Source organism: Sulfurovum sp. NBC37-1 (assembly GCF_000010345.1).
In the GTDB taxonomy this organism is placed as follows: Bacteria; Campylobacterota; Campylobacteria; order Campylobacterales; family Sulfurovaceae; genus Sulfurovum.
On the sequence record NC_009663.1, the window covers coordinates 680657 to 704697 of the forward strand.

Consider the following 24041-nt stretch of genomic DNA (forward strand, 5'->3'; position numbering starts at 1 on the left):
TTAATGCGATTCTTTTTTTCTGGCAAGGCCCTCAATGAGTCTGAGCATCATTCGTACCCCGGCACCGGAAGCACCATGCGGGTTCTCGCCCCATGTGTGTTCCACAAAAGCTGGTCCGGCAATGTCTATATGTGCCCATTTCTCTTTATGCTCCTCATCGATAAACTCGGAGAGGAACTGACCCGCAGTAATGGCTCCGCCGTAACGGGTGTTCGAAATATTGCAGACATCGGCAATGCTGCTTTTGATGGTCTTGTGCAGGTAGGGATTGAAGTCAAGTGCCGTCGCAAGTTCACCGGAGATCTTTGCCTGCTTTGTCACCATTGTTTTCACCTCTTCGTTGAAACCCAATACACCTGATGTATAGTGTCCAACACCCACTACGCAGGCACCAGTAAGTGTAGCGAAGTCAAAGAGGTAGTCCGCTTTGACCTCCTGCTGTGCATAGGAGAGGGTGTCTGCAAGAACGAGTCGGCCTTCCGCATCCGTATTGCGAATTTCAATGGTCTTTCCGTTCTTGGAAACCAGTACATCGTCCGGTTTGTAGGCATCTCCGCCTATCATATTCTCCACTGCACCGACAAAGCCGTGCACTTCCACGGGCAGGTTCATCTCGGAGATGGCTTTCATCAGTCCCAGAACGGCAGAACCGCCGCTCTTGTCAGACTTCATGGTCACCATATAATCGGCAGGCTTGAGGCTTAGACCACCCGAATCATAGGTAAGACCTTTCCCTACCAGTGTGATGACGGCTTTGGGGTTCTTTGGCTTGTGTGAAAGATGGATCACTCTTGGTTTGTGTCTTGAAGCCCGTGCTACGGCAAGCAGGGTTTCCATTTTCTCTTTTTTGAGCTCTTTGGGTTTGAGTATCTTGCATTTGAGCTTATTCTCTTTGGCAAGTTCTTCCGCAATATTGGCCATGATCTCAGGGTAGCAGTCATCAGGTGTGGTGTTGACGATGTCACGTGTAAAGTTTGTTGCCTCTGCCGCGATCACTCCATTGTTCAGGGCGCGTGCTGCCACTTCCATGGTGATCTCATGTGCCTCGTAGCCTTCAAGTGATATTTCAACGTTCTTGACAGGACATTTTACTTTTTTGCTTTTGTACTGGTTGAATGTATAACTTCCAAGTACCAGACCCTCGACCATAGCTCTGATGGAAGCCGAACATCTAGGGTGGCTTACGTACGTAGCGATCTTAATGGTCTTATAGGTTTTTTTCCCAATGAGTGAACGAATGGCTGTTGCCACTGCCGGTCTGATGCCTCTTCCTTTGAGCGTCTCCGCTCCCACATAGAGTCTTTTTTTCTCTACAAGGTGGCACACTTCATCCTGGCTTCCGGAAAAACCGGCTTTTTTGAGCAGTTTTTTGTCTTTGACCGATTTGTGTTTGAGGTTTTTGTCGATGACGATGATGATCTCAAGATCGGCCTTGATATCTTTTATATTTGCATTGTTTATATTGAAATTCATTGTTTACCTTTTGGTTATAATTTATGTTTTGGAGTATAACCAAATATAGGTAATAGATAAATGGTTTCAGTTATTCGATCTTATCTTTTGCAGATACGATATCGATCATGAAGCTTCCCGGTTTTTCATAGCCGATAACTGAATAGACAGTCTTCTTTGTTTTGGCATCAATGAAATATATCGAGGGTGTCAATGTAGCGTTGTGTTCTTTTGCTTCCGGAGAGTTGAAGTCTGCAACCACGATAACCATGTCGGACAGTGCCGATATTATATTCACGTCTCTGAGTGTTCTATGGACCATCTTCTCACACCACTCACAGCTGCTTTCGATGATGATAAGCATGATGAGATCTTTCTTTTCCGCTTTTGCTTTCTGGTACGCCTTTCCCATGCTGGTCTGTGCATCGAGTACCCATGCGGCATCCTCAACAGTGATAGCCATCAGGTTGCATACAAAAAGTAAAGAAAATATAAAGGCTTTCATAGTATATCCTTTTTATATAAGTATATCATATTTTATTATAGTGGACAAATAATGAAAGTATGTGTTTTGAAGTATTTTATTTTTTATTGGTAAGACATGTGTTCCCACGCATAATGTGGGAACGAATCAGTCCTGAAACTGCTCTTTGAGTATATCTTTTACCTGGATCATATCCTTGTCACCCCGTCCGGAGAGATTTACAAGGATGATCTTTCCTTTTATCTCTTCAGGCTTCATCTTTTTCAGGTATGCGATGGCATGGGAACTCTCAAGTGCAGGGATGATCCCCTCTGATTGGGAAAGCCAGACAAAAGCATCAAGAGCTTCAACGTCGGTAATGTGGCTGTAAGTGACGATACCTTTGTCTTTAAGGAAAGCATGTTCAGGCCCGATCCCCGGGTAGTCCAGTCCTGCCGAGATGGAATGTGCCTCCTGTACCTGGCCGTCCTCATCCTGCAGCAGGTAGCTGAGCTGTCCGTGCAGTACGCCGGGGCTGCCTTTTTCCAAAGAACATCCATGCTTGCATTCCAGTCCTTCTCCTCCGGCCTCTATACCGATACACTCAACATTTTCATCTTCCAAAAAGTGGCTGAAGATGCCCAATGCATTTGAACCGCCGCCGATACAGGCAATGATCTTGTCAGGCAGACATCCTTCAGCCGCCTTCAGTTGTTCTTTGGCTTCCCATCCGATGATGGACTGAATGTCACGTACCATCATAGGGTAGGGGTGTGGCCCTGCTACGGTACCGATGAGATAGTAGGTATTACGTGCGTTGGTCACCCAGTGTCGGATGGCATCGTTCATGGCATCTTTCAGGGTTTTAGAACCGCTCTCTACCGCATGCACTTTGGCACCGAGCAGTTTCATGCGGAAAACATTGAGTTCCTGACGTGCCACATCTTTGGCGCCCATGAAGACTTCGCATTCCAGTCCGAAAAGCGCTGCCACGGTCGCTGTTGCCACACCATGCTGTCCTGCGCCGGTCTCCGCAATGATCTTTTTCTTTCCGAGACGCTTTGCTAGTACAGCCTGTGCAACACAGTGGTTGATCTTGTGTGCTCCTGTATGGTTCAGGTCCTCACGTTTAAGGTAGATCTTTGCATCGAGTTCTTTGGAAAGGTTCTCGGCATAGTAGAGTGCAGAGGGACGACCCACATAGTTTTTGTAGTAGTAGTCCACCTCTGCCCAGAAATCTTTGTCGAAACGTACCGCTTCATAGTCTTTACACAGCTGTTCAAGAGCCGGCATGAGTGTTTCAGGGACAAAACGTCCGCCGAACTTGCCGAAATGTCCGTTCTCGTCCGGGTCGAACGGACTTGGTTTGGGTATATAGACTTCTTTATGTAGATCCATGCTTTTTTCTCTTATGTAATAGTTGGAGAGATTATAGCGTATAGGAGGTTACAAAGACCATACTTACCGTGTATGGTCTATTGCAGAGGAAAAGTCAATTCATAGTTGGTGAATCCCTGTTGTCCTTGTACCCCATCCCACTTGGAAGGCATGGTGATGAGATTTTTCCCATTTTTAAACGATATTCTGACTCTGATACGCAGCGATCTGCTTTTGGATGGTACCGTTACAAGCAGGGTGATCTTCTTGGCTTTACTGTTATCTTTTAAGAGAGGCTCACCTTCGACTAAAAGATAGCTGCTTCTGACTGCTTTTCTCCTCTTCTGATTATAGACCTTTGAACCTGCAGGGTACCGTTTGATACTCTTGAAACCTTGTGATGCAACAATCTTGACATCATTTTTCTTTTGAAGATCAGGAAAAGAGAGTGAAAGCCATCCCCGTGAGGCATAGCTCCATACCTTCTCTTCTATATCAACTTCAATATGTTCAGGGTCAATACGTTTTACAGAGATGTGCAGGGAGGCGACATCCTCGTTGATATAGGTACTTTGTATTTTTTCAGGTATCTGTAAATATGTTTTTAACGGACCTTGAGGGTCAATAAGTGAACGAATACTACTGTAGGGAAGCATAAATTTGGTATGTCCTGCAGCATAAGGTTTGATCTCGTAAGCGTTGTAGTGAAAAAGAAGACCCCTCTCGGTGATGGCAAAATTAGTGCTCAATATGAATTTGTTACTGAACCAGCCGTCTTTCAAAAGGGAATCATTTTGTTTGAGACCGATACTCTCTTTATAGACTTTCTGGGCGATCTGGTGCAAAGTGGCATTATAATCTTCTTTTAAAAGATCATCCATCTCCAAATGTTTTCCTTCATGGTCATAATTTTCATACTTGACAGAAAAGTAGCCATGTGCACCACCAGTGTAACCACTCCCGCTGTTGGCTATGGTGAATGTTGTCTTTGTAACGGCAAAGAGATCCAGAGCGTTGCTGGTATTCCATGTCCCATGTGGCTGATAGCTCTCGTCACTGAGATTTTTTATGACTGTTGCTTTAAGGTCGCCTTTTGAGTAGGCTGTTACAGCCCTGGCAACAATGTTTTCTACCTGCTTGGCAACTTCTGCGTCGGGTACATCATGAAGCACAGGATAAGAGAGTTCATCTTTCTGGCAAAAGGTACCGCTCTCATCTTTTGTCGGATGACAGTAGCTGTCACTACGGGTATAGATACCTTTTCCTTGCATCCATGCTTTATCAAGAAAAATTTCTGTTGAGGAGAGTAGGGAAGTAAGTAGCAAAAGAGTAAGTATCTGATTCATGGTGAAGCTCCAATATATTTGAAAGATTATAACACAAAAGAAGATCAGATAATATAGGTGATCTCTGCCTGAGAATCGAGCCGCATCGGAGGTCCCCAAAAGCCGATACCGCTGTTGACGTAGATACTTGAACCGTTGGGAAGAGTGTGCAAGCCTTTGAGAAAAGGCTGCTGCAGTCTAACAAGGTACCCGAATGGCCATATCTGTCCGCCGTGGGTATGGCCGCTGAGTATGAGTTCAGGCTTGTAGTAGCCAAGTTCTTCTATGAACTTTGGCTGGTGTGCCAGCAGTATGGTCCGGTATGTTTTGTTGGTCTTGTCGAATGCCCGGTGTATGTCAGGTTGAAGCATCCCCATGCGGTATCCCATGAGGTCGGTAACACCTATGATGTTTAGTTTGAGCACGTCGATGGTGACAGAGTCATTGAGCAGCAGTGTCAGTTTGGTCGTTTGGATGAATTTGATGATCTTCTGTGGTTCATGAAAATATTCGTGATTCCCCAGAATGTAGTAGATTCCGTATTTTGACCTGATATTGTCAAGCTCCCTGACCGCAGGTTCTATAAATTCCAGTGATGTGTCGACAAGATCACCAGTAATACATACAATGTCCGCTTCAAGGGCATTGATCTTCTTAACGGCATGTCGTACAAATGCACGGTCTACAAGACCGCCAATATGAAGATCGCTTATCTGCACGATGGAAAAGTCGAATGTGCCAAACTTCACCACATTGACCACCGGTTCTTTGCTTCCTTCATAGGCAGCAGCACTGACATAGGCTGTGGAAAGTGCCAAAAGCATACCATCTCCGCTTTTTTTGATAAAGTATCTTTTTTCATGATCAACATGCTTGAGTGCTTTATGAAAAACATTGAGTACTTCATGCACAATGAGATAGAGCATCAGTACAAAGGAGATGCCCACAGACAGAGAAAACAGATAGTAGAGGCTATTGCCGATCATATCAGTGTAGCGTCCGATGACATAGAGCAGATTGAAAAGAAAGTTGATACCCAGAAAGAATGTCAGTGTCTTTTTGACCTGTTCTGAAAAAAGCAGTTTTTTAATGACCCTAGAGTAGAAGAGATAGTGCAATGCGAAAAAGAAGAGCAGAAAAATGACAAAAAACAGATAAATTCTCATAAATGCTCCTTGGTACCCTTACAGTGACAGATTACTTTGAAAACGTGATGTTTTCGGAATATCTTCACCCTTTGCAGTATAATTGTACTTCTTCTTAGCCTCTTTGACAAGTGCTTTGGGCATTTCATTGTAGACAGTGTTCATATCGGTATTGATGGTACCCAGAAAGTAGGTCTTTCCTCTGCTTATTTTTGCAATGCTCTTGCTCCCGGACCCGTAACCGGCTTTCCCCCGACTGCACCCGTAATGTCCGCTCAGAGAATACTCTTTGAGACGTACCTCGCTGCTGGGTGTCGGTATCTTCAACTCAATGAACCCTTTTTCGGGTTTCCTGTCGTGGAAATAGAGCTCATAACCCAGCGGCTCCTCTTTTGTGACCACTTCGATATGCCTCACTGCCCTTTTCCCGTCACCGTCAACGGCAATCAGTATGGTGGCTTTTCCTTTATAGCGGTCCGGGTTGGCATTGCTCACCGGAGTCAACGTGTCTGGTGTACATCCTGTTAGGAAAAGAAGTGCCAAAAATAGTGTGCCTGATACTGTTTTTTTTATGTTCATAAAAGGTGCCCTTATGTAATACAATATTCTATCATACTCAGCGTGCAATTTGGGTGTAGGGAAATTTAATACCCTATTGCCCTGAAAGCCAGGCTTCTGCTTCTACTATTTCATCCAGATCGAAAGCTTTTATCTCCAGTCCGGGTACCAGAAAACCTTCGAATTGGGCTATTTTTTGAAGCCACGTTTTATTTGTCAGAATCGCCATGCGGTCAAACCTTTTTAAAAGTCCGAACAGTTCAGGAAGACGGGAGAGCTTTACCATAATAGCATCCATGGAAGGGAAGTCGAAATCATAGATCGTGTAGAGTATTTTGCCGTGTTCTATCTCTTTGGATAGAGTGATAAATTCATCGAGTATCTCCTGCATATCTTCCGTAGTGATCTTGCCCTGAAATTCCAGGTCAAGGCGGTTCGGCCCGCTTTTTGTGATCTTTAGCATGGATGCTCCTTTCGTTGATGCATATCGGTATATCATACAGAGTCTAAACTGAAATGAGGCTATAATACCTTATGAAAAGAGTATTGATATATTTAGGAATTATCGCCGGTTTGCTTATACTGTTCTATATGTTCCGTATCTACAGGATAGACGGTACCAGTATGAACTATGGAATGCTGGAGGGTGACGTGGTACTGTGCAAGCGTCAGGTCGATACCATTAAACGCGGTGACATGCTGGTGGTCAGACATCCGCTCGATCCCAAAGGCAGGCTCTATGTCAAACGCTGTGCGGCACTGCCGGGTGACAGGTTTTTTCAGGAAAAGCGCTTTTTCTATCTTCAGATCGATGGTGATTCGGACAAAACATACCGGTTGGCACAAAAACACGACCTTAGTCTAGTATCGACAAAAGAGGGATATTTTCTTAAAAATCCCTATTTGAAATATTACGGTGTCGTGCACAACTGGAAGCTCAAAGTACCGGGTGAACTGAGCAGACTGCCCATGACGACCGTTGAAGATGATCATTATTACGTCCTTGGTGACTACAGGGACAATTCCGCTGACAGCCGTTTCTTTGGGGCCGTACCGCGAGACTGGGTCATGTCGAAAGTGATCTACGTACTTAAAAAGCCAAAGGACTGGATGACGCTGCTGGAGATCAAAGAGGCAGACAGCAGCGAGAAAGAGGTAAAGAAGAACGGTGGGCTTACCCCGTCTTCATTTAAAGGTCAGTCGATTTCCAGTACGGAGTAGACCGGAGCGGAAAAGCCTTCTTTGCTGTTGAGAAAACCAAGCTCCATGATGAAACAGGCTTCTACACAGTGAGCTCCCACTTTGTCTATGAGGTTTGCAGCGGCTTTGGCTGTCCCTCCTGTAGCTATGAGGTCGTCTATGAGCAGGACTTTTGATCTTTCACCTGTACTGCAGCAGCCGTTCTCACCAAAAGCGTCTATGTGTATCTCCACTTCATCAAAACCGTACTCCAGAGAGTATTTCTCTGCTACGGTAGTGTAGGGGAGTTTACCTTTCTTACGCACAGGTACGAAACCCACGCCAAGCCTGTCAGCCAGAATGGAACCGAAGATGAAACCCCTCGCATCGATGCCGGCAATGTAGTCCAGATCATAGCCAAGATAACGTTCCGTCAGATGGTCCATTAGCGTACTGAGTGCTTTGGGATTGTTGAGGAGGGTAGTGATGTCTTTAAAGACGATGCCGGGTTTCGGAAAGTCCGGGATGTCCCTAATGCTGTCAAGGATGATGGTTCTGTCTTCGGGGGTGAGTGTCATGGTGCTTCCTTTGTGATATATGGAGTTATAGAGTATTTTAGCGCAAGTTGATTAAGGGGTTTCCCTTGTTATCTATCACTGATTGGATTTTCAGTTATCTAAATAATTCAATAGTAGTCTGGCAACTGAATGCAACCGATAAATTGCTGAAGGCCCATGACTTGCTATGCTGTTTAAGCTATAGTCGTTCTTTTCTTTGCACCTACAAGCCAATACGAAACAGCCAGGCCGACAATAACAGCAGCAATAATCAGCAACTCTTCTCCCTTCTCCGCCGAGAGAGAATAAATCAATACTTTTCTAATAAGTGCTGCCATAGCAAGCATAATGAATGCACCAATGGCAAATCCTTTGCCTTGTAAATGATGGATTTCTTCATGAATTAATTCAATAGAAGCCCATAATACAAGTAAGCTACCAAGAACTGTCAATATCCCTTTTTCTATTTTCATATCCGTAAAAAAAAGTAAATAAATATCATATAAGAAAAGTCCTATGGCAAAAAATGCTACAAGTGCCAATGCCCCGGCCAAGAAGTAGTTGATGTATGAATTGAAGTTTTTCAAACCAGATAAAATATTTTTTTCTATTTTGGAAAGAGACAAAAACTTGCCCAACTCTTCTTCCCTATAAGAACTTGTGAGTATATCAAGATTCATATCGATTATTTTTTCAACAGCCTTAATTTCATCTATATGATGTTGTTTGTCTTTAAAATTTTTTTCTATGCTGGCAAGTATGAAGGTTCTAACATAAGTAAATGCAGAGTTGACATAGTGTGTAGGCAAACCAATTCTTACATGGATTTCGCCTATTTTGTAAAGATACATAAAGTAAGGCATATCATATTGCCCGCAAAAAAGGTTAATAAACCACTCTTTGATTCTCTTCCTATGGTAAGCAATAATTTCTTTATTTTTTAAAAATTGAGCAGTTTTACCAAAACCCCATATATAATCATAAAACCCATCTATAAATTCATCAGCAAGCTGTTCCATACGAGGCTGCAGTTCTTTTAGTAATTTTGCTTCTTCTTCGGTAAACTGATAGTGGTCTTTTAAGTCTCTATAATGTTGCATGTTCAATCCTTATTTATTAAGTAACAAAGTAACAGAGAGTAATCCCGAGTAACAGTGATCAGGTGACAACGACAACTCATTTCCTACTCCTCTTCAGCATACCATGCACAGCTTGTTGTGGTAGTCCCAATACTTTAGCAATCATATGCTGAGAATAGCCTTGTTCTATGGCTTGTAGAATTACTTTGTTCCGCTGTTTTATATCAGCGATATCTTTTCTCGTTTGTACGCTGAGCGTGGAAATGCATACTCCACTAAAAAATATGACAAAGTGCCACATTTTCAACTCAATCACTACAATTTCAATATCATATCAAAAACAGATAAAGCAGTTTCTGAAGGAATCAAACATGGGAAGAAGTCGATATAAAATTGACATCGCTCAGAGCATGACAAAATTCAAGCGGTACACAGCAAGAGGAGTGCTAAAGTTACTTCAAACAAACAATGTGACAACCATTCTTGATCAGCTGGTATTTTATAAGAAAGCACACAAGTCTGATAGAGAGTACCAGGTATGGCAGGAGGGACTACAGCCTAAACTTATCCAATCAGATGCAATGATGGTTAGTAAGATCAACTACATTCACCAAAACCCTGTAAAACGGGACTATGTGGATGAGGCATCCCATTGGCGGTATTCGAGTGCGAGGGATTATGAAGGGCAGAGTGGACTTTTGGAGATTGAGCGCTTTTGGTAGATTGGTGTGGAGGTTTGCATTCCCACGCTCAGCGTGGGAACGAGGAAAACGTTTAAAATGAGCAATCAAAAAGCTACCCGCGGATTTTTGATTGGTCTCCTTTGGTTTGTTTATTATCTTCAGTAAAAAGTTTTGGGTCTGTTAAATTGTGAAATTCATTATATATGGACACCAACTAGTTAACCTTTCTGAGAATAGTGTTTTGATACTTAACTATTTATTAGGGGAACACTTTGTCCCACTATTACTTTCTTTTTCATATTAGTAGTATATCAAAAATGTCTTTTTCTCGTTCCCACGCTCAGCGTGGGAACGAGAAAAAGTTTATTTAAGAGAGATGTGTATTCCGGAATGACCGGATAGGGGATGACTACCCCAGATCAGCACCGAAGCTGCATCCGGCTTCGATTTTGCCTATTCTTGTAGCGTGACGTCCGCCTTCGAATTCCGTGGAGGCGAAAGCATCTATGATGTCTTCGATGACGCCTTTACCGACTACGCGTTCACCGAAGCAGAGTACGTTGGCGTCATTGTGCTGTCTTGTCAATTGTGCAGTGTAGTGGTCGTGGCAGAGAGCAGCTCTGATACCTGATACTTTGTTGGCAGCTATGGACATACCGATGCCCGTACCGCAGATGAGGATACCGAAACTTCCCGGGTTTGCAATGACGGCTTCCGTACACTTCTTTGCGAAGTCTGGGTAGTCGACTCTGTCGGCTGAGTCCGGTCCAAGGTCGATGATCTCGTGGCCGAGGTTTGTGACGAGTTCTTTGACGTAGGCTTTGACAGCATAACCTGCATGGTCTGTTGCAATGTAAAATTTCTTTGACATCTATTTTCCTTTAATTGAATTGGTATGGATATGGTTCAGAGTAACCATTTTACGATCCATGTAACGGGCTGGAACAGATAATTTGAAACGGGTGTAAAAAGCACCGCTACGAGTATCAGCATCCCATAAGGATATATTTTATCATAAAATGCCGTAAAAGATTTCCAGTGCATGCCTTCAGCGAGATAGCGGATGGCATTGGCTCCGTCCAGTGGCGGGATGGGCCAGAGGTTGAAAACACCGAGCAGCACGTTGATGACTACACTCTGATAGAGCAGCAGGGCGATGAAAGCTTCAAATGCAGAAGTTGGATGTGCGAACATTGGGAAAAGTGCGGCGCATAAAGCAGCCATTGCAAAGTTGAATGTGATGCCTGCAAGCGAGACGGCGACCGCTGCGCCAGCACCACCATTCCTTATGACAGTATTTATGTTGATGGGAACAGGTTTTGCCCAGCCAAATATAAAGGGTGCCCCGGAGAAAAAGAGCATTCCCGGAACCAGGATACTCCCTACAGGGTCAATGTGTACGAGAGGGTTTATCTTGAGGCGTCCGAGGCTTTTGGCTGTGTTGTCGCCGTATTTGTAGGCGACCCATCCGTGCATGATCTCATGCCCTATGATGGCGATCATCAGGGCGATGATCATACTGATGATCTTGATTATTTCTGTTTCACTCATTATTGTATAGGCTCCTCAAGTTCAATGGAATTGATTAGTCGACCTACACGTCCCCAACGAACGGTAAAGCGCTGTTTGTCCCAGAGTTTTTCACATTCTTTGGAGTCGATGGCTATGTCTCCGCAGACTCTCCTGAGGCCTGCATGGTCTCTTCCTCCGCCATGTCCATTCAGTACCTGGTCATAGGAACGGTGCTCAAGACTCATATAGATCAGCCAGGGCTTTCCGACGATCAGTCTGTAGGATACAGAACCCCAGAAACGACTGTCATTGGAGTTGTCACGGTTATCGCCTATCATGTAGAAATGGTCAGGCTCTACTTTTTTGTAAAGTGCGTTGATCGTGTTGCTTCCTATTTCATATACCATACTGTCAAGCCCGTCGACCATGATCGGGGTCATATCGATCTCTTTGTTGTAGGTGTAGTACTGCAGCAGAGCTTCAAAGATATTCATGCCTTCAGGCTGGTACTGTATACCAGGGTACTTGTCCATATAGGGGTTCTCTACCCAGAGCTTTCCTCTGAGCTGTTTGATCTTCTCTTGCGGATAGTTCTTCTTGATATACGCATCTCCCTCATGGAAATGGATCAGCAGTTTTTTGTCGGCATAGATGAGCTCATCACCACCGACAGCCACACAGCGTTTAACATAGTGGATCTTTTCATTTTTCGGATAACGGAAGATCACGATATCTTCTCTTTGGGGCTTAGGTCCCTCTATGAGGTGCCCGTTCCCGTTGAAGTCCGGCAGAAGCGGTATCTCAAGCCAGGGAAGATGCGGCGTAGGGATGCCGTAAGAGAACTTCTTGGCAAAGAGGAAGTCTCCTATGAGCAGTGTACGTTTCATCGATCCGCTGGGGATGACGAAGGACTGTGCAACAAAAAAGATGAGTAAAAGAACGATGATAACTGTTCCTGTCCATGAGCTGGAAAATCGATAGGTGGCTGAAAGGAATTTTTTCAAGGTTTATGCCCTTTGTTTGGCGGATTTGAGTGTGTTGGAGAGAAGCATGGCAATGGTCATTGGGCCTACACCTCCGGGAACAGGGGTGATGTAGGAGCATTTCGGTGCGACATTCTTGAAGTCCACATCACCAACAAGTGAGCCATCCTCGATACGATTGATACCGATATCGATAACGATGGCACCCTCTTTGACCATATCTTCCTTGATGAGTCCGGGAACGCCTACTCCGACCACGACGATGTCCGCTTGGCTAGTGTGGGCTTTAAGGTCTTTGGTGAAGATATGGGTGATGGTCACGGTGGCATTGGCATTGAGCAGGAGGCTGGCCATGGGTTTGCCCACAATGTTACTGGCACCTACGACACAGACATCTTTTCCCTCCAGGTCTATCTCGTACTCTTCGAACATTTTCATGACGCCAAGCGGTGTACAGGCAACGAAACTGTCAAGTCCCGTCACCAGACGGCCGACGTTGTAGGCATGAAAGCCGTCCACATCCTTTTTGGGGTCGATCACTTCGAGGATCTTGTTCGTATCTATATGTTTTGGCAAAGGAAGCTGTACTAAAATACCGTCGATGCGTGGATTGGCATTCATCATCTCAATGGTAGCGATGATCTCATCCTGGGAGATAGTGTCTGGCATATTGTGCGTGATAGAATAGAAACCGACTCTTTCGCAGGCCTTGGCTTTCATATTGACATAGGCATGGCTTGCCGGGTCGTCTCCGATGAGCAGTACCGCAAGGCCTGGAACTATGTTCTTCACCTGCTTGAGTTCTTCTACCTCTTTCGCCACATTTTCCTGTACTTTATGTGCCAGGCTTTTACCATCGATAAGTTGCATAGCGCGCCCTTATATTTTTTTACGGTATTATATCGAAAATAGTTTATAGAGGTACTGCACGAGATGAAACGACTCCTATTTCTCCTACCGCTCCTGCTCTGTGCGGATGAAGATTTTATCTCTCATTATGAGTATGGTGAAATGCTCTATAATCAGCCCCGTGGTGTGAGCTGCGCAGAGTGTCACGGTGAGAGCGGTGAGGGGAAAGTCATTGTTGAGTTCAGGGATATTCACGGGAAAAAGGTCCTCAGAGGCCCTGACATCCGCAAAGAGAGCCTGACCTCTATGATCAACTCCGTTAACAGCTACCATAAGATCATGCCCCGCTATTACCTGACCGATGAAGAGGTAAAGGCGATCTACGACTACCTTCAGAAGAAAAACAGCGAATATCTCTGCGAGAGTGAAGAGGGGAATGCAACGAAATAGGTTATAATAATCCTTTAGGGAACCTCTAAAAATTTATAGAAGGACTTTGATATGCATCTTCACAGAACACTCATTACACTCTCCTTGACAGCCACTATGGCTTTGGCCTCTTCTTTGGCTGTCTATCGGGACAGTACCGTTTACGGTTATATTCCTCAAAACACCTTTATCGGTTTTGCCAAGAATGTTAAAGCCAAATGTAAAGGATATGAAACCGCACTTCTGACCAAAATAAACTGTCCTCCGGAGGATAGACTCTGCAAAGAGCTTAAAAATATCCAAAAGACAGCACAGGAACTCAAAGCGATACAAACCAATATTGCTTTGCTTAACACATTCGTTTCTCTGCCTCAACCCACTTCCCTCGATGCCCAGAGTTGGATAGAAGCTGCAAAACGGGTGAGTGGGGAACAGGCAAAGCTTTCCACTGATGAAAGGCGTCTCAAAGGAGAGCTTCAGCTCCAGACGCAGGATTTCAGAAGACAGGCACCGGTACAGAATGCACTCTATCTCTCAAAAGAATGTAAAGGTGACCTGACTGTTGAACTGCCATACGGACAGGTCGTCTTTTCCACCTACTATGAGGCACAGATCGAAGGTAACAAAGAGATAGAAGTAACGCAGTACCTTTCGGTAACGAACCACAGCGGCATAGATATAGAAGCGGAAGATGCGATGTTCTACTACAGAGCTGCACACCGTACGATATCGCCTGTACATTTCTCCCCCTGGATCGTGAGTAAATATGTGCTGCGCCCCAAACGTATGTATGCCAAAAAAGCTGCCGGTACCATGATGCAGAATGATGCAATGCTTTCAGCAGTTGCCGAAGTGAATGCCCCGGCACCAGTGGCAGAGTACCTTTCTGCAAGAGAATACTGGGTCAAAAATTTGTCTCTGCCTTCAACGGGTGAGCCGGTAAATGTACAGGTGACTTCCTGGAAAGCACTACTGAAATGTGCACTCAGGGCTTACCCGTATCGTATGTCCACTGCTTTTCATGTCTGTTCATTCAAACCCAAAACACAAATAGAACGTAACAGCTGGAAGATCAAAAATGGAGACACCATCATCAATGACCGTGCCATGGGTGAGTACGATGAAGAGAGATATCGTCTCTATACGGAGGCGGATCTCGATTTGAAAATTGTAAGAAAACCTCTGGTCAAAAAAGAGAGAACGACCGGTATCTTTGGAAGTACGGTGCGAAAGAAAGACGGATACACACTTACATTGACCAATAAATCTGATAAAAAAAAGATGTTGATCGTCACGGAACGTATACCGACCTCTACAACAAAAGAGATAAAAGTGAAACTTCTGGATATCAAGTCAAAGAAAAAAGTGGACTATAAAGTGCTGAAGGATGGTGAAGTGGAAATGAATGTGTCACTTGATCCGCATGAAACGAAGAAGATAGAAGTACTATTTGAGATATCTTATGATAAAGATTTGAAAATAAATTATTAGGGGAGTTTGAAAGTGCAGGCGGGATGCCTGCATATAAGTCTTAGAGTGGTGTTACGTTCTCAGCCTGTGGGCCTTTTTGACCTTCACCGATTTCAAATGTTACTGCCTGACCTTCTGCAAGAGTTACACGACCGCCATTGTCATTGTTTACTTGACGGAAATGTACGAATACATCGCTTCCACCATTCTCTTGTTGAATAAATCCGTAACCTTTTTCATCGTTGAACCATTTTACTGTTCCGTTTACTAATTCTGCCATTGTTATACCTTTGGTAATTTAAATTTGTGAAAACATTTAAATAGAGAGTCTTTCGGGGGTCTTGCAGGGCCTTAACACTAACATAACACTCAAAAGATGAACTCGATCCTCATCTTTCATCGGATATATTGTAGCTTCTTTTCTTAGAGTTAAGCTGATTTTATCAAAAAATTTTATGATTTTTGATATTTTTATTATATTTATGGTAAAAGCCAGAAAAAAACTTTGTCTTCATCGCCCGATGAGATCATGGCTTTTTCATTGATAAAGAGGATCTTGGTGGGTGTGGCATAGTGGCCTACAAGACGATCACCCTTACTTTTTGTCGCCGGATTGAAAAGCTGCAAATGATGTTCTATACCACTGGAGTAGACACCTGTAGTTGCCTTGGGGCTTAATCCCACACAATAGACAAGGAAATCGCTCTTGAGATGGTAGGAGTTGTCACTGTCTGTAAAATAAACCCCGACACGTCTGTCCTGACCTGCCGTAAGAATGACCCCATTGGCGTAAGCTACTTTATAGATGTTATCCACGTGTTCTTTGTCGTACACCTGGTCGATCTTTGAGGTATTGACATCGATAATCCTCACGGCACCGCTCTCATCGGAAATGACCATTTTGCTCTTATCATCGCTGAGTACCATGCCGCCCATGGTACTTTCCGAGATATGTTGTTCATATATGCGATAGTTCTCAAGATTGTCATAGAGGATGACATCCGACCCGAAGGTACCGAAGATGATCTTCCCCTCTTTGTTGAAAAAGGCGTTCTTTGGCATGATATGCTGATCCGAACCGATGATCTTCCTGAGATGCCCATTCTGTTCGATCCATACTTCCCTATAGGCATTGGAAGCAGAGGAGACCAATAGGGTTTTGTTTTGGTATCTGTCGATGGCATGTATGCGTGAAGGAACTTTGCCATTCTGTACTGTTTCAAGAGGAGGCAGGATGATCTGCCTGACGATCTTCCTGCTGCTCAGGTCGATCACATCCACCATGCCTGCATCGGTAGCGACATAGAGATAGCCATTATCTTCCACGAAATCACTTACGAGACCGGAAACTTCTATGGTCGCTACAGGGTGAATATCTTTTGCAGACAGAATGGACCATAGCAGAAAGGTCAGGAGTAAGAGTCTATGCATGAGGGAATTATAACATTTGGGTACCTATAATAACCCTAGATGCTCATAATGGGTTATTAGAGGTGACCATTTTATTTACTGAGTAGGGACTTGAGGAACTCTTCTCTTTTCTCTATGCCGAGCAGCGGTTTTTGGGTCAGGTCAGGATAGCTGCCGTCAAGCCCTTTCCCGTCATCGCCATGGCATCCTCCGCAGACACTGGTGTAGAACATGGCAGCATCTTTGGGGTAGGGTTCTTTACATTTCTGCCCCGAGAGTGACAGAACATAGCAGGCGATCTTGGGTGCATCTTTATGGGAAACAAATCCAGCTTCCATCTCGCCACCCGGAAAGTCAAACTGTTTTGATCCATGGTTGATGACGCTGGTAATATACGCTTTGGTATACCCAACTGTATGTATTTTTGCCAGTTCTTCTTCGGTATGCAGTGTGGTGTGTTTTTGTATGTGTTTCCTGTAGCTATCGGTCATTTCCTCTGCTTCACTCGTCTGTCCATCTTTCCGAAATGAAGCATTGTAGAAGGCATATACGATCACAAGCAGTATGGCCAGATAGGGGATCAGGTTTTTCATCGCACAATGATTATCTGGGAACTGTCAATATATTGTTGAGGTCTGGTAGGGAACCACCAAAGGTACAAAGTCTATTTTCCGCTCAGTCCATCTACTCCGTATCGCATTAAAAGTATTGCGAAGCTGTAGCACATCTCTGTAAGGCTTGTACAGGACTTTTGCCTGAAGTGTCTTCAGAATATGGTCAAGCTGTTTGGCGCTCATGCCATACATATATTTGATCTCCTGGCTCTGACTTTGCTGTGCAAGAACATTGAGTATTTTTCCATTGGGCAATTGCAGTTGAAAGATCTGCATTTTGGGTGACGAGTACAGAAGGCGGATCCTGCCTGCATCAAAAACAACCCGAGTAATGTATATGAGTGAGAACTGAAATTCATAATTGATGTCAGTCTGGGCATCTTCATACACGATGAAATTGCCTTCTTTGGTCTGCAGTACTTTTTGTGAGAGGAAAAGTGTACGGAAGTTCAAATTCTTTTTCGCCATCAGCCTGCCGTCCATCTGCAGGGTAGTATTGTTCACCTGCATGACAAGCTGTTGACCATTGTAGTCGATATTGGCAGTATTGCATCCGTTCAGCAACCATATCGCTACGCCGGACAAGAGCAGTGTTTTGAAAGTAGTCATACGATTTGTGACAGCTTCAACATAATATCATTGATCTCCTGGCCGGCTTTTTTCGCCAGTTTGTCTGCCTCTACTTTTGACTCGCCGTAAAGGTGGTAGAACTCTTTCTCTGCCTCTTCCCATTTGTCTTCAATATCCATTTTGGCCAGGTGTGCCTTGATCTCTGCAAGGTCGAACTCCTGTGCCGTATTTCTGGATACAGTATAAAGAAAACCTTCAGCACTGTCGCGGACATGCTCAAGTGCATCCCGGGCTTCCATCATGCCCAACTCACTTTTGAGCTCTGCTTCCTGTTCCGCTTCCTGCAGTTTTATCTTGATTTTCTCAAAGTATGATTTAAGATCTTTCCACACCAATTTGGCATCCTCGGAAAAATCCTCGTTCATATCTTCTATTTTCTCCTCAAGTACATCGATACTTTTCTTAGCTGTTTCAATGAATTCCTCATATTCTTTTTTCATGGTTTCTCCTAATAATTGAAATATTCCTTATTATAACATGCTATTGTTAACTGTTACCTCAAATCCAGAAATAGAAATTTGGGGTTACACAACATAAAGTAAAATAGCAAAAAAATGCAAGATAGACCCCAGCATTACAAAGAGATGCCAGATGGTATGGAAATGGGTAATACTGTCCTTAATATAAAAGTAAACACCGCTACTGTATGCCAAACCACCTGCAACGATAAGCCAAAACCCTATGGGATCGATATGTGCTTTAAAGGTAGAAAAGTCAAGAACGATCAGCCAGCCCATGACAAGATAGGCGATCAGGGAGAGCAGTTCAAAACGGCCAACATAGATGAATTTCAGTGCGATGCCTATAACAGCGATACCCCATTCAAGTCCGAAGAGCACCCATCCTGTCGTACCACCGATGGTAAGAAGTGCAATAGGTGTATAGGAACCTGCGATCAGTATGTAGATAGAGGCATGGTCAAAAATCTGAAAAAGATGTTTGGCTTTGTTATGGGTGAGGGCATGATAGAGGGTTGAACTGCCGTATAGTACCATGAGTGACGAACCGTAGATCGCTGCGGAAGTTATATGCAGGGCACCGTGTCCGTGCATTACCACAAACGTGACAAGTAGTACCAGGGCAGCGATGCTCAAGGTAAAACCGATACCGTGTGTTACGGCATGCCATATCTCTTCGATGAGAGCAAAATTATTGACTTCATTGCTCATAATTTCATTCTACCTATTCCAGCATACGAAGCCAGATTTCCACATCGGCATCACTCGGCATCTTCCAGTCAGCTCTCGGGCTGAGGGAGATCGTCCCGACTTTAGGGCCGTCAGGCATGCATGAACGTTTGAATTGCTGAGTGAAGAAACGTTGCAGAAAGACTTTGAGCCACTTTGTCACTGTTTCTTCATCGTATTCAATATCAAACGCTTTCATCGCAAGAAATCGGATCTTGTCAGGCTTTGCACCATACTTGATGAAGTGGTACAAAAAGAAGTCATGCAGTTCATAGGGACCGACGATCTCTTCTGTCTCCTGAACGATCACATCATCACTGTGCGGCAGAAGTTCCGGACTGATGGGCGTATCGAGAATGTCATCGATGATATCTGCGATGGCTTTATTCGATTTATAGTATTCGATCACATATCTGATAAGTGTTTTCGGGATGCCGGAATTCAGTGCATACATACTCATATGGTCGCCGTTGTAGGTGCTCCAGCCAAGGGCGATCTCGCTCAGGTCACCGGTACCGATGACAAGTCCGCCTTCCTGGTTCGCCATGTTCATCAGTATGGAAGTACGTGCTCTTGCCTGTACATTTTCGTAAGTAACACTCAATTCTTCAGGGTTGTGCTCTATGGCGTCAAACTCTTTGAGGGAAATGTCTGTAATATCTACCTCTTTGAGTGTCACTCCCAATGCTTCACAAAGCTTGACTGCATTGGACTTGGTTCTGCTTGTCGTACCGAAGCCGGGCATGGTCACGGCAATGATGTTCCTGCTGTCCCATCCCATTATTTCGAAAGCCCTGTATGTCGAGAGCAGGGCAAGGGTCGAGTCAAGTCCGCCCGAGATGCCCATGAGTGCCTTTTTGATGTGGGCATGCGTCATACGCTTGATCAGGCCGTGTGCCTGGATATGGATGATCTCGTCACATCGGAGCTTTTTGTCTGTATATCGGGAAGGAACGAACGGCGCAGGTGTGATGTCCCGTTGCAGCTCAGACATCATTGGCAAAGATTTTAGTTTGATGAGACGCGTTTTTTTACGTCTGCCGTCACTGTAGCTTGATTCATTGATACGCAGCCATCGCATACGTTCTAGGTCGATGTCGGCGGTTATCAGTGAACTTTCAAGGCTGAAGCGTTCATTCTGTGCAAGGGTAGTCCCGTACTCGGAGATGATGGCATGTCCTCCATAGACGGTATCGGTGGTCGACTCACCCACACCTGCAGAGCTGTAAACATAAGCAGCCATACATCTTGCACTCTGTGTACGGACCAGCTCTTCACGGTATTCGTGCTTGCCTATGAGTTCATTGCTGGCACTCAGGTTGAAGAGCAGGTTGGCTCCATTGCTTGCCATATGGTTGCTTGGCGGGGTCACTGCCCAGAGGTCTTCACATATCTCTACGCCGAAAGTCATATTCCGACCGTCGGTAAAGAGCAGGTCTACACCGAATGGTACCTCTTTTCCGAGGAGTTCAGTGGCGGTCCGTACAATATCCCGGCCACTGACAAACTGCCGCTTCTCATAGAACTCTTTCTTGTTCGGCAAGTAGGATTTCGGGATAATGCCCAGTATCTCCCCTCCCTGCAGGACAGCAGCACAGTTGTAGAGCCTGTCTGCCTCAAGCAAAGCGATACCGAGGATCACAATGGTATCGAGTTCTTCAATATTATTTAATATATATTGAAGAGATTCATTCTGTGAAGCAAGCAGCGTCTGGTTGAGAAAAAGATCACTGGCAGTGTATCCGGTAAGGGTAAGTTCCGGGAATACAACGACACTAACCTCTTTGTCGGCTGCTTCTTTAATGAGTGTGAGTATTTCTTCAGCATTTTTCTGAGGGTTGGCAACCGTGGTTTTGTTGACTGCTGAGGCAACTCTGTAAAATCCAAACATGCTCTTCCTTGGGCGTAGGGTGCGTAATCACGCACCTTACAGATATTAATTTTTCTCTTTATGAATTTCGATTCCTAGAATATCGTCATTCTGTTCGATCTTGTCAAGTACCATGAAACTCTCTGTATCGTCTTCGTCTATTGCACCGAATACCGTATGAACACCGTTCAGGTGGGGGCATGGAGCAAAGCAGAGGAAGAACTGGCTTCCGCCCGTATTGGGACCGGCATGTGCCATGGAAAGAGAACCTCTTCTGTGCGGGTGGTTGCTGGTATCCGTCTCGCAGTCTATCTGCCAGTCCGGTCCGCCTGTTCCGGCCATTGCGGGGTTACCGGTGGGACCAGAGTGAGGACATCCGCCCTGAGCCATGAAACCGGGGATCACTCTGTGGAACTTCAGGTTGTCATAGAATCCTTCATTCGCCAAGTGCGCGAAGTTCGCAACCGTATTGGGAGCATCGTCCGGGAAAAGTTTGACCCAGATATCTCCTTTGCTTGTCTTGATCTTTGCATATTGGTATGTTTCCATTACATCCTGTGGGATGTCATATCTTTTTGATTGTTTTCCAAACATGTTGTTTAGTCCTTAATTAGTTATTTTAGGCTATTATTATACCAATATAATATTAGGGGTCATTACCATGGAACTGTGTGTAGCACTCGATCTGCCTTCAGCCAAAGAGAATCTTGCACTGGCGGAATCACTCAAAGCGTATAACGTATGGATGAAAGTGGGTTTCAGGGCCTACATACGTGACGGTAAACCGTTCATCGAAGCGCTCAAAGCCATCAATCCGGACTTCAGGATATTCCTTGATCTCAAACTCTATGACATACCCAATACCATGGCCGATGCGGCTGAAGAGATAGCCAAACTCGGCGTGGATATGTTCAACATCCATGCCAGTGCCGGAGCAGTTGCCATGAAGACGGTGATGGAAAGACTCTCTTCGTATGAAAAGCGCCCATTGGTCCTTGCGGTGACCGCCCTGACATCGTTCAATGAAGAGAATTTCCGAATGATCTATGAAAAAGGCATCGATGAGAAGGCGGAACAGTTCGCCAGAATGAGTTTTGAGAACGGTCTGGACGGTGTGGTCTGTTCGACCTTTGAGAGCAGGGCGATTAAAAATGCCACCAGTGACGACTTTTTAACGCTCTGTCCGGGTATCAGACCTTTTGGAGAAGATGCGGGGGACCAGCAGCGTGTCGCGACACTGGAACTCGCAAATGAAGAAAGGGTGGATTTCCCTGTCGTGGGAAGGCCCATCTACAAAGACAGCGACCCCAAAGGAAAAGTGGAAGAGATACTGAAGCTGATCTCTACTTTTTAGTTTCGCTGCTTTGCTTCTTTTTAACCTTTGAGGGGTCTGCCATCTCTGTGGCGTTTTTCATTCCCTGAACCATAAAGTATGCCCCAATGGCAAACATGGCCAGAACGATAAGCGGTGCTATTTTTTGGAACATTTGACATCCTGAATTAATTTTTAAAATCATACTATAAAATAGCCGTTTTTAAGCTTGAGTTTAAGGCAAGTAGATTATAATCCCATCACAAAAACTACTACTGGACAGTTGGGTGAGTTGGCTGAAACCACATCCCTGCTAAGGATGCGTACTCGTAAGGGTACCGAGGGTTCGAATCCCTCACTGTCCGCCATCAAAACACAAACCCCACAAACATCGATAATACAGGGCTTACGGCTACTGAAAACCAACTATCTGGACACAGCTATGATACTTTTGTTAAAAAGTATGATATACCTACTTTCTACATTTCTCCGATTATACAAAGTAAATAAAACTTATTGAACCCTCTGAAAAACCCAAAGAATTCCTTCAATTTCAAATATTATAGTACTTAAAAAATAAGGTCTCTTATTTTTAGCTAGTTTTCTTTGAAATATCCTCTTCTTTTTGATTTATTTTGGCTTTTTATGCCTATTTTTGACACTTTTTGCACCATTTTCCATACTTATCCATAGGCTTCCATCAGTTTGGGTACTCTACGTAGGTTTGTACACGCGGCAATAAGATGAAAATGTTCCTGGTTTTTCTCCAAGCCTAAATACCTACAGGCTTTGAAATTCATATGGTGTTTCATAAATGCAAAGGACAATTCTACCAAACCTCTTAGTTTTGCAAAACGTTTATTGTTTCTTTGTTGTTTGGCTCTAAGTTTGGATTGTCCTCGCACTCTTCTTTCTACAATACCGTTAAAGATACCTTGTTGTCTAAGTTTTCTTTTGTGCTCTTGCGACATATAGCCACTGCACCCCAAGGGCACTTCTTTCAGGACGTCTGCAAATACCGCTTTGGTTTCATTTTCAGTCAGTGTATCAAACTGTGTACGGTCATGGGTTGAAGCAGTGGTAGCTATGACTTTTTTGATCACACCGTTTGTATCTGTTGCGATATGCATTTTGTGTCCATGATGCTTCTGTCCTCTTTTGGAAGTATAGGTTGCTTCTTTACCGCAAGCAACATTTGACACTACGTTGCCCTGATCATCTTTTTTTCTTTTTGGTTCCGGACTATGGATCAGGGTAGCGTCCACCAGTGTGCCTTCATTCACTATGAGATTCTTCTGTATCATCATCTCTTTGACTTCATCAAAAATACGTGAAAGCAGCTTTTTCTCTATCAGTTTCCGTTTAAATTTGCAGATGATTGTCTCATCAAGTATCGTGTCTTCTTCTGTGATATCGAGGAACTTTCTAAAAGAGATCCTGTCGTGTATCAGTTCTTCTGTCATCGGATCACTGAGACTGTACCAGCTCTGCAGGAACAGTGCTCCCAGAAGTATTTTTGCCGATGTCTGCGGTCTTCCGCCTTTTTTACCTATCTCTGGCCTATAGACACCCTCTTCGATGAGAATGGATACAAGCGTGTCAAACGGAATGATTTCTTTCATCTCACCTAGAAATTTCATACTCTTTTTACCGCCCTGATACTGCATCTCATGGTCGAAGAAGCTTAGTTGCATAGAACATTCCTTCGATTGACATTTGTTTCTCTTGATAGGTCTATTTTAGCTAAATTTCGATGTTAGGTGGATTATCTGAGGTTAATCAGAGGGTTCTATTTATTTGATCGTGTACCGGAGTAGGACGGATATGAATACTGGGTAGAAGAAATTGAAAATGGCAGAGTGGATGGGGGTATGGGGAGAACCTGTTTAGCTCTTCAAATACAGCTACCTATGTTGATGCAATCAATGCCTGGTACTCGGAAAAACATGATTATAAT

General features: G+C 44.3%; 28 protein-coding genes and 1 tRNA gene. 6 read left to right on the plus strand and 23 right to left on the minus strand.

Translation table 11 applies throughout. The annotated features are described in order from the left end of the window. The 7 genes from SUN_RS03375 to SUN_RS03405 form a co-directional block, all read right to left on the minus strand. Entirely contained in the window at nucleotides 1–1473 is a 1473-nt protein-coding gene (locus SUN_RS03375; RefSeq protein ID WP_011980343.1) for a leucyl aminopeptidase, read from the minus strand. Between the two features lie 70 nt (nucleotides 1474–1543). Continuing rightward, nucleotides 1544–1957: a DUF255 domain-containing protein gene (locus SUN_RS03380; protein ID WP_011980344.1), complete on the minus strand. Its 414-nt coding sequence runs from the start codon at nucleotides 1955–1957 to the stop codon at nucleotides 1544–1546. A 126-nt stretch (nucleotides 1958–2083) separates the two neighbouring features. Next, nucleotides 2084–3313 carry a tryptophan synthase subunit beta gene (trpB, locus tag SUN_RS03385; protein WP_011980345.1) on the minus strand — a complete coding sequence of 410 codons (1230 nt, stop codon included), beginning with the start codon at nucleotides 3311–3313 and terminating at the stop codon, nucleotides 2084–2086. Nucleotides 3314–3390: 77 nt separating this feature from the next. Then, entirely contained in the window at nucleotides 3391–4638 is a 1248-nt protein-coding gene (locus SUN_RS03390; RefSeq protein WP_011980346.1) for a DUF3298 and DUF4163 domain-containing protein, read from the minus strand. A 44-nt stretch (nucleotides 4639–4682) separates the two neighbouring features. Then, entirely contained in the window at nucleotides 4683–5783 is a 1101-nt protein-coding gene (locus SUN_RS03395) for a metallophosphoesterase (protein ID WP_011980347.1), read from the minus strand. Nucleotides 5784–5801: 18 nt separating this feature from the next. Beyond that, complete coding sequence (locus tag SUN_RS03400) at nucleotides 5802–6341, minus strand: hypothetical protein (protein ID WP_011980348.1); 540 nt, start codon at nucleotides 6339–6341, stop codon at nucleotides 5802–5804. Between the two features lie 73 nt (nucleotides 6342–6414). Then, complete coding sequence (locus tag SUN_RS03405; RefSeq protein ID WP_011980349.1) at nucleotides 6415–6783, minus strand: STAS/SEC14 domain-containing protein; 369 nt, start codon at nucleotides 6781–6783, stop codon at nucleotides 6415–6417. A 71-nt stretch (nucleotides 6784–6854) separates the two neighbouring features. Between SUN_RS03405 and lepB (SUN_RS03410) the strand changes: the two genes are divergently transcribed. Beyond that, on the plus strand, nucleotides 6855–7541 hold the full coding sequence (gene lepB, locus SUN_RS03410) for a signal peptidase I (RefSeq protein WP_011980350.1): 687 nt from the start codon (nucleotides 6855–6857) through the stop codon (nucleotides 7539–7541). Here the strand turns inward: lepB (SUN_RS03410) and SUN_RS03415 are convergent. Further along, nucleotides 7517–8077, minus strand: a complete 561-nt coding sequence (locus tag SUN_RS03415; protein WP_011980351.1) for an adenine phosphoribosyltransferase — start codon at nucleotides 8075–8077, stop codon at nucleotides 7517–7519. The genes lepB (SUN_RS03410) and SUN_RS03415 overlap by 25 nt on opposite strands. A gap of 173 nt (nucleotides 8078–8250) precedes the next feature. Then, a complete protein-coding gene (locus tag SUN_RS03420; protein WP_011980352.1) occupies nucleotides 8251–9156 on the minus strand; it encodes a protoglobin domain-containing protein in 906 nt (301 codons plus the stop codon). Nucleotides 9157–9506: 350 nt separating this feature from the next. Here SUN_RS03420 and SUN_RS03430 point away from each other — a divergent pair, with 350 nt between their 5' ends. Further along, nucleotides 9507–9857: a hypothetical protein gene (locus SUN_RS03430; protein ID WP_188085347.1), complete on the plus strand. Its 351-nt coding sequence runs from the start codon at nucleotides 9507–9509 to the stop codon at nucleotides 9855–9857. Nucleotides 9858–10227: 370 nt separating this feature from the next. On the opposite strand, the gene rpiB is transcribed toward SUN_RS03430, so the two are convergent. The 4 genes from rpiB to folD are packed head-to-tail and all read right to left on the minus strand — an operon-like array spanning nucleotide 10228 to nucleotide 13183. After that, nucleotides 10228–10689 carry a ribose 5-phosphate isomerase B gene (rpiB, locus tag SUN_RS03435; RefSeq protein WP_011980354.1) on the minus strand — a complete coding sequence of 154 codons (462 nt, stop codon included), beginning with the start codon at nucleotides 10687–10689 and terminating at the stop codon, nucleotides 10228–10230. A gap of 35 nt (nucleotides 10690–10724) precedes the next feature. Next, nucleotides 10725–11369: a site-2 protease family protein gene (locus tag SUN_RS03440; protein WP_011980355.1), complete on the minus strand. Its 645-nt coding sequence runs from the start codon at nucleotides 11367–11369 to the stop codon at nucleotides 10725–10727. Then, nucleotides 11369–12334: a signal peptidase I gene (lepB, locus tag SUN_RS03445; RefSeq protein ID WP_011980356.1), complete on the minus strand. Its 966-nt coding sequence runs from the start codon at nucleotides 12332–12334 to the stop codon at nucleotides 11369–11371. The genes SUN_RS03440 and lepB (SUN_RS03445) overlap by 1 nt, the downstream gene beginning before the upstream one ends. Nucleotides 12335–12337: 3 nt before the next feature. After that, nucleotides 12338–13183 carry a bifunctional methylenetetrahydrofolate dehydrogenase/methenyltetrahydrofolate cyclohydrolase FolD gene (gene folD, locus SUN_RS03450; protein ID WP_011980357.1) on the minus strand — a complete coding sequence of 282 codons (846 nt, stop codon included), beginning with the start codon at nucleotides 13181–13183 and terminating at the stop codon, nucleotides 12338–12340. A gap of 63 nt (nucleotides 13184–13246) precedes the next feature. Here folD and SUN_RS03455 point away from each other — a divergent pair, with 63 nt between their 5' ends. Beyond that, the gene (locus SUN_RS03455) at nucleotides 13247–13612 is read left to right on the plus strand and encodes a c-type cytochrome (RefSeq protein ID WP_011980358.1); all 366 of its coding nucleotides are present in this window, start codon (nucleotides 13247–13249) and stop codon (nucleotides 13610–13612) included. A 51-nt stretch (nucleotides 13613–13663) separates the two neighbouring features. Then, complete coding sequence (locus SUN_RS03460; RefSeq protein WP_011980359.1) at nucleotides 13664–15082, plus strand: DUF4139 domain-containing protein; 1419 nt, start codon at nucleotides 13664–13666, stop codon at nucleotides 15080–15082. A gap of 40 nt (nucleotides 15083–15122) precedes the next feature. On the opposite strand, the gene SUN_RS03465 is transcribed toward SUN_RS03460, so the two are convergent. From SUN_RS03465 to SUN_RS03500, 8 genes are all read right to left on the minus strand, one after another. Next, a complete protein-coding gene (locus SUN_RS03465; RefSeq protein ID WP_011980360.1) occupies nucleotides 15123–15341 on the minus strand; it encodes a cold-shock protein in 219 nt (72 codons plus the stop codon). A gap of 200 nt (nucleotides 15342–15541) precedes the next feature. Then, entirely contained in the window at nucleotides 15542–16492 is a 951-nt protein-coding gene (locus SUN_RS03470; RefSeq protein ID WP_011980361.1) for a nitrate reductase, read from the minus strand. Between the two features lie 71 nt (nucleotides 16493–16563). After that, nucleotides 16564–17064, minus strand: coding sequence for a hypothetical protein (locus SUN_RS03475; protein ID WP_011980362.1), 501 nt, complete (start codon nucleotides 17062–17064; stop codon nucleotides 16564–16566). 24 nt (nucleotides 17065–17088) lie between these two features. Beyond that, nucleotides 17089–17694 carry a hypothetical protein gene (locus tag SUN_RS03480; protein ID WP_011980363.1) on the minus strand — a complete coding sequence of 202 codons (606 nt, stop codon included), beginning with the start codon at nucleotides 17692–17694 and terminating at the stop codon, nucleotides 17089–17091. Next, nucleotides 17691–18155 carry a hypothetical protein gene (locus tag SUN_RS03485; protein ID WP_011980364.1) on the minus strand — a complete coding sequence of 155 codons (465 nt, stop codon included), beginning with the start codon at nucleotides 18153–18155 and terminating at the stop codon, nucleotides 17691–17693. Before SUN_RS03485 ends, SUN_RS03480 begins: the two co-directional genes overlap by 4 nt. An 84-nt stretch (nucleotides 18156–18239) precedes the next feature. Then, nucleotides 18240–18884: a PAQR family membrane homeostasis protein TrhA gene (locus SUN_RS03490; RefSeq protein ID WP_011980365.1), complete on the minus strand. Its 645-nt coding sequence runs from the start codon at nucleotides 18882–18884 to the stop codon at nucleotides 18240–18242. A gap of 13 nt (nucleotides 18885–18897) precedes the next feature. Beyond that, on the minus strand, nucleotides 18898–20793 hold the full coding sequence (locus SUN_RS03495) for an NAD(+) synthase (RefSeq protein WP_011980366.1): 1896 nt from the start codon (nucleotides 20791–20793) through the stop codon (nucleotides 18898–18900). A 45-nt stretch (nucleotides 20794–20838) separates the two neighbouring features. Continuing rightward, the gene (locus SUN_RS03500) at nucleotides 20839–21366 is read right to left on the minus strand and encodes a peptidylprolyl isomerase (protein ID WP_011980367.1); all 528 of its coding nucleotides are present in this window, start codon (nucleotides 21364–21366) and stop codon (nucleotides 20839–20841) included. Nucleotides 21367–21433: 67 nt separating this feature from the next. Here SUN_RS03500 and pyrF point away from each other — a divergent pair, with 67 nt between their 5' ends. Next, the gene (gene pyrF, locus SUN_RS03505; protein WP_011980368.1) at nucleotides 21434–22126 is read left to right on the plus strand and encodes an orotidine-5'-phosphate decarboxylase; all 693 of its coding nucleotides are present in this window, start codon (nucleotides 21434–21436) and stop codon (nucleotides 22124–22126) included. Here pyrF and SUN_RS13560 read toward each other — a convergent pair. Next, nucleotides 22116–22259, minus strand: coding sequence for a hypothetical protein (locus SUN_RS13560; protein ID WP_154806469.1), 144 nt, complete (start codon nucleotides 22257–22259; stop codon nucleotides 22116–22118). The genes pyrF and SUN_RS13560 overlap by 11 nt on opposite strands. 102 nt (nucleotides 22260–22361) lie before the next feature. Here SUN_RS13560 and SUN_RS03510 point away from each other — a divergent pair. After that, nucleotides 22362–22452 (plus strand) — tRNA-Ser (locus SUN_RS03510). A 315-nt stretch (nucleotides 22453–22767) separates the two neighbouring features. Here SUN_RS03510 and SUN_RS03515 read toward each other — a convergent pair. Further along, nucleotides 22768–23778, minus strand: a complete 1011-nt coding sequence (locus SUN_RS03515) for an IS5 family transposase (RefSeq protein ID WP_011980369.1) — start codon at nucleotides 23776–23778, stop codon at nucleotides 22768–22770. Nucleotides 23779–24041: the final 263 nt, after the last annotated feature.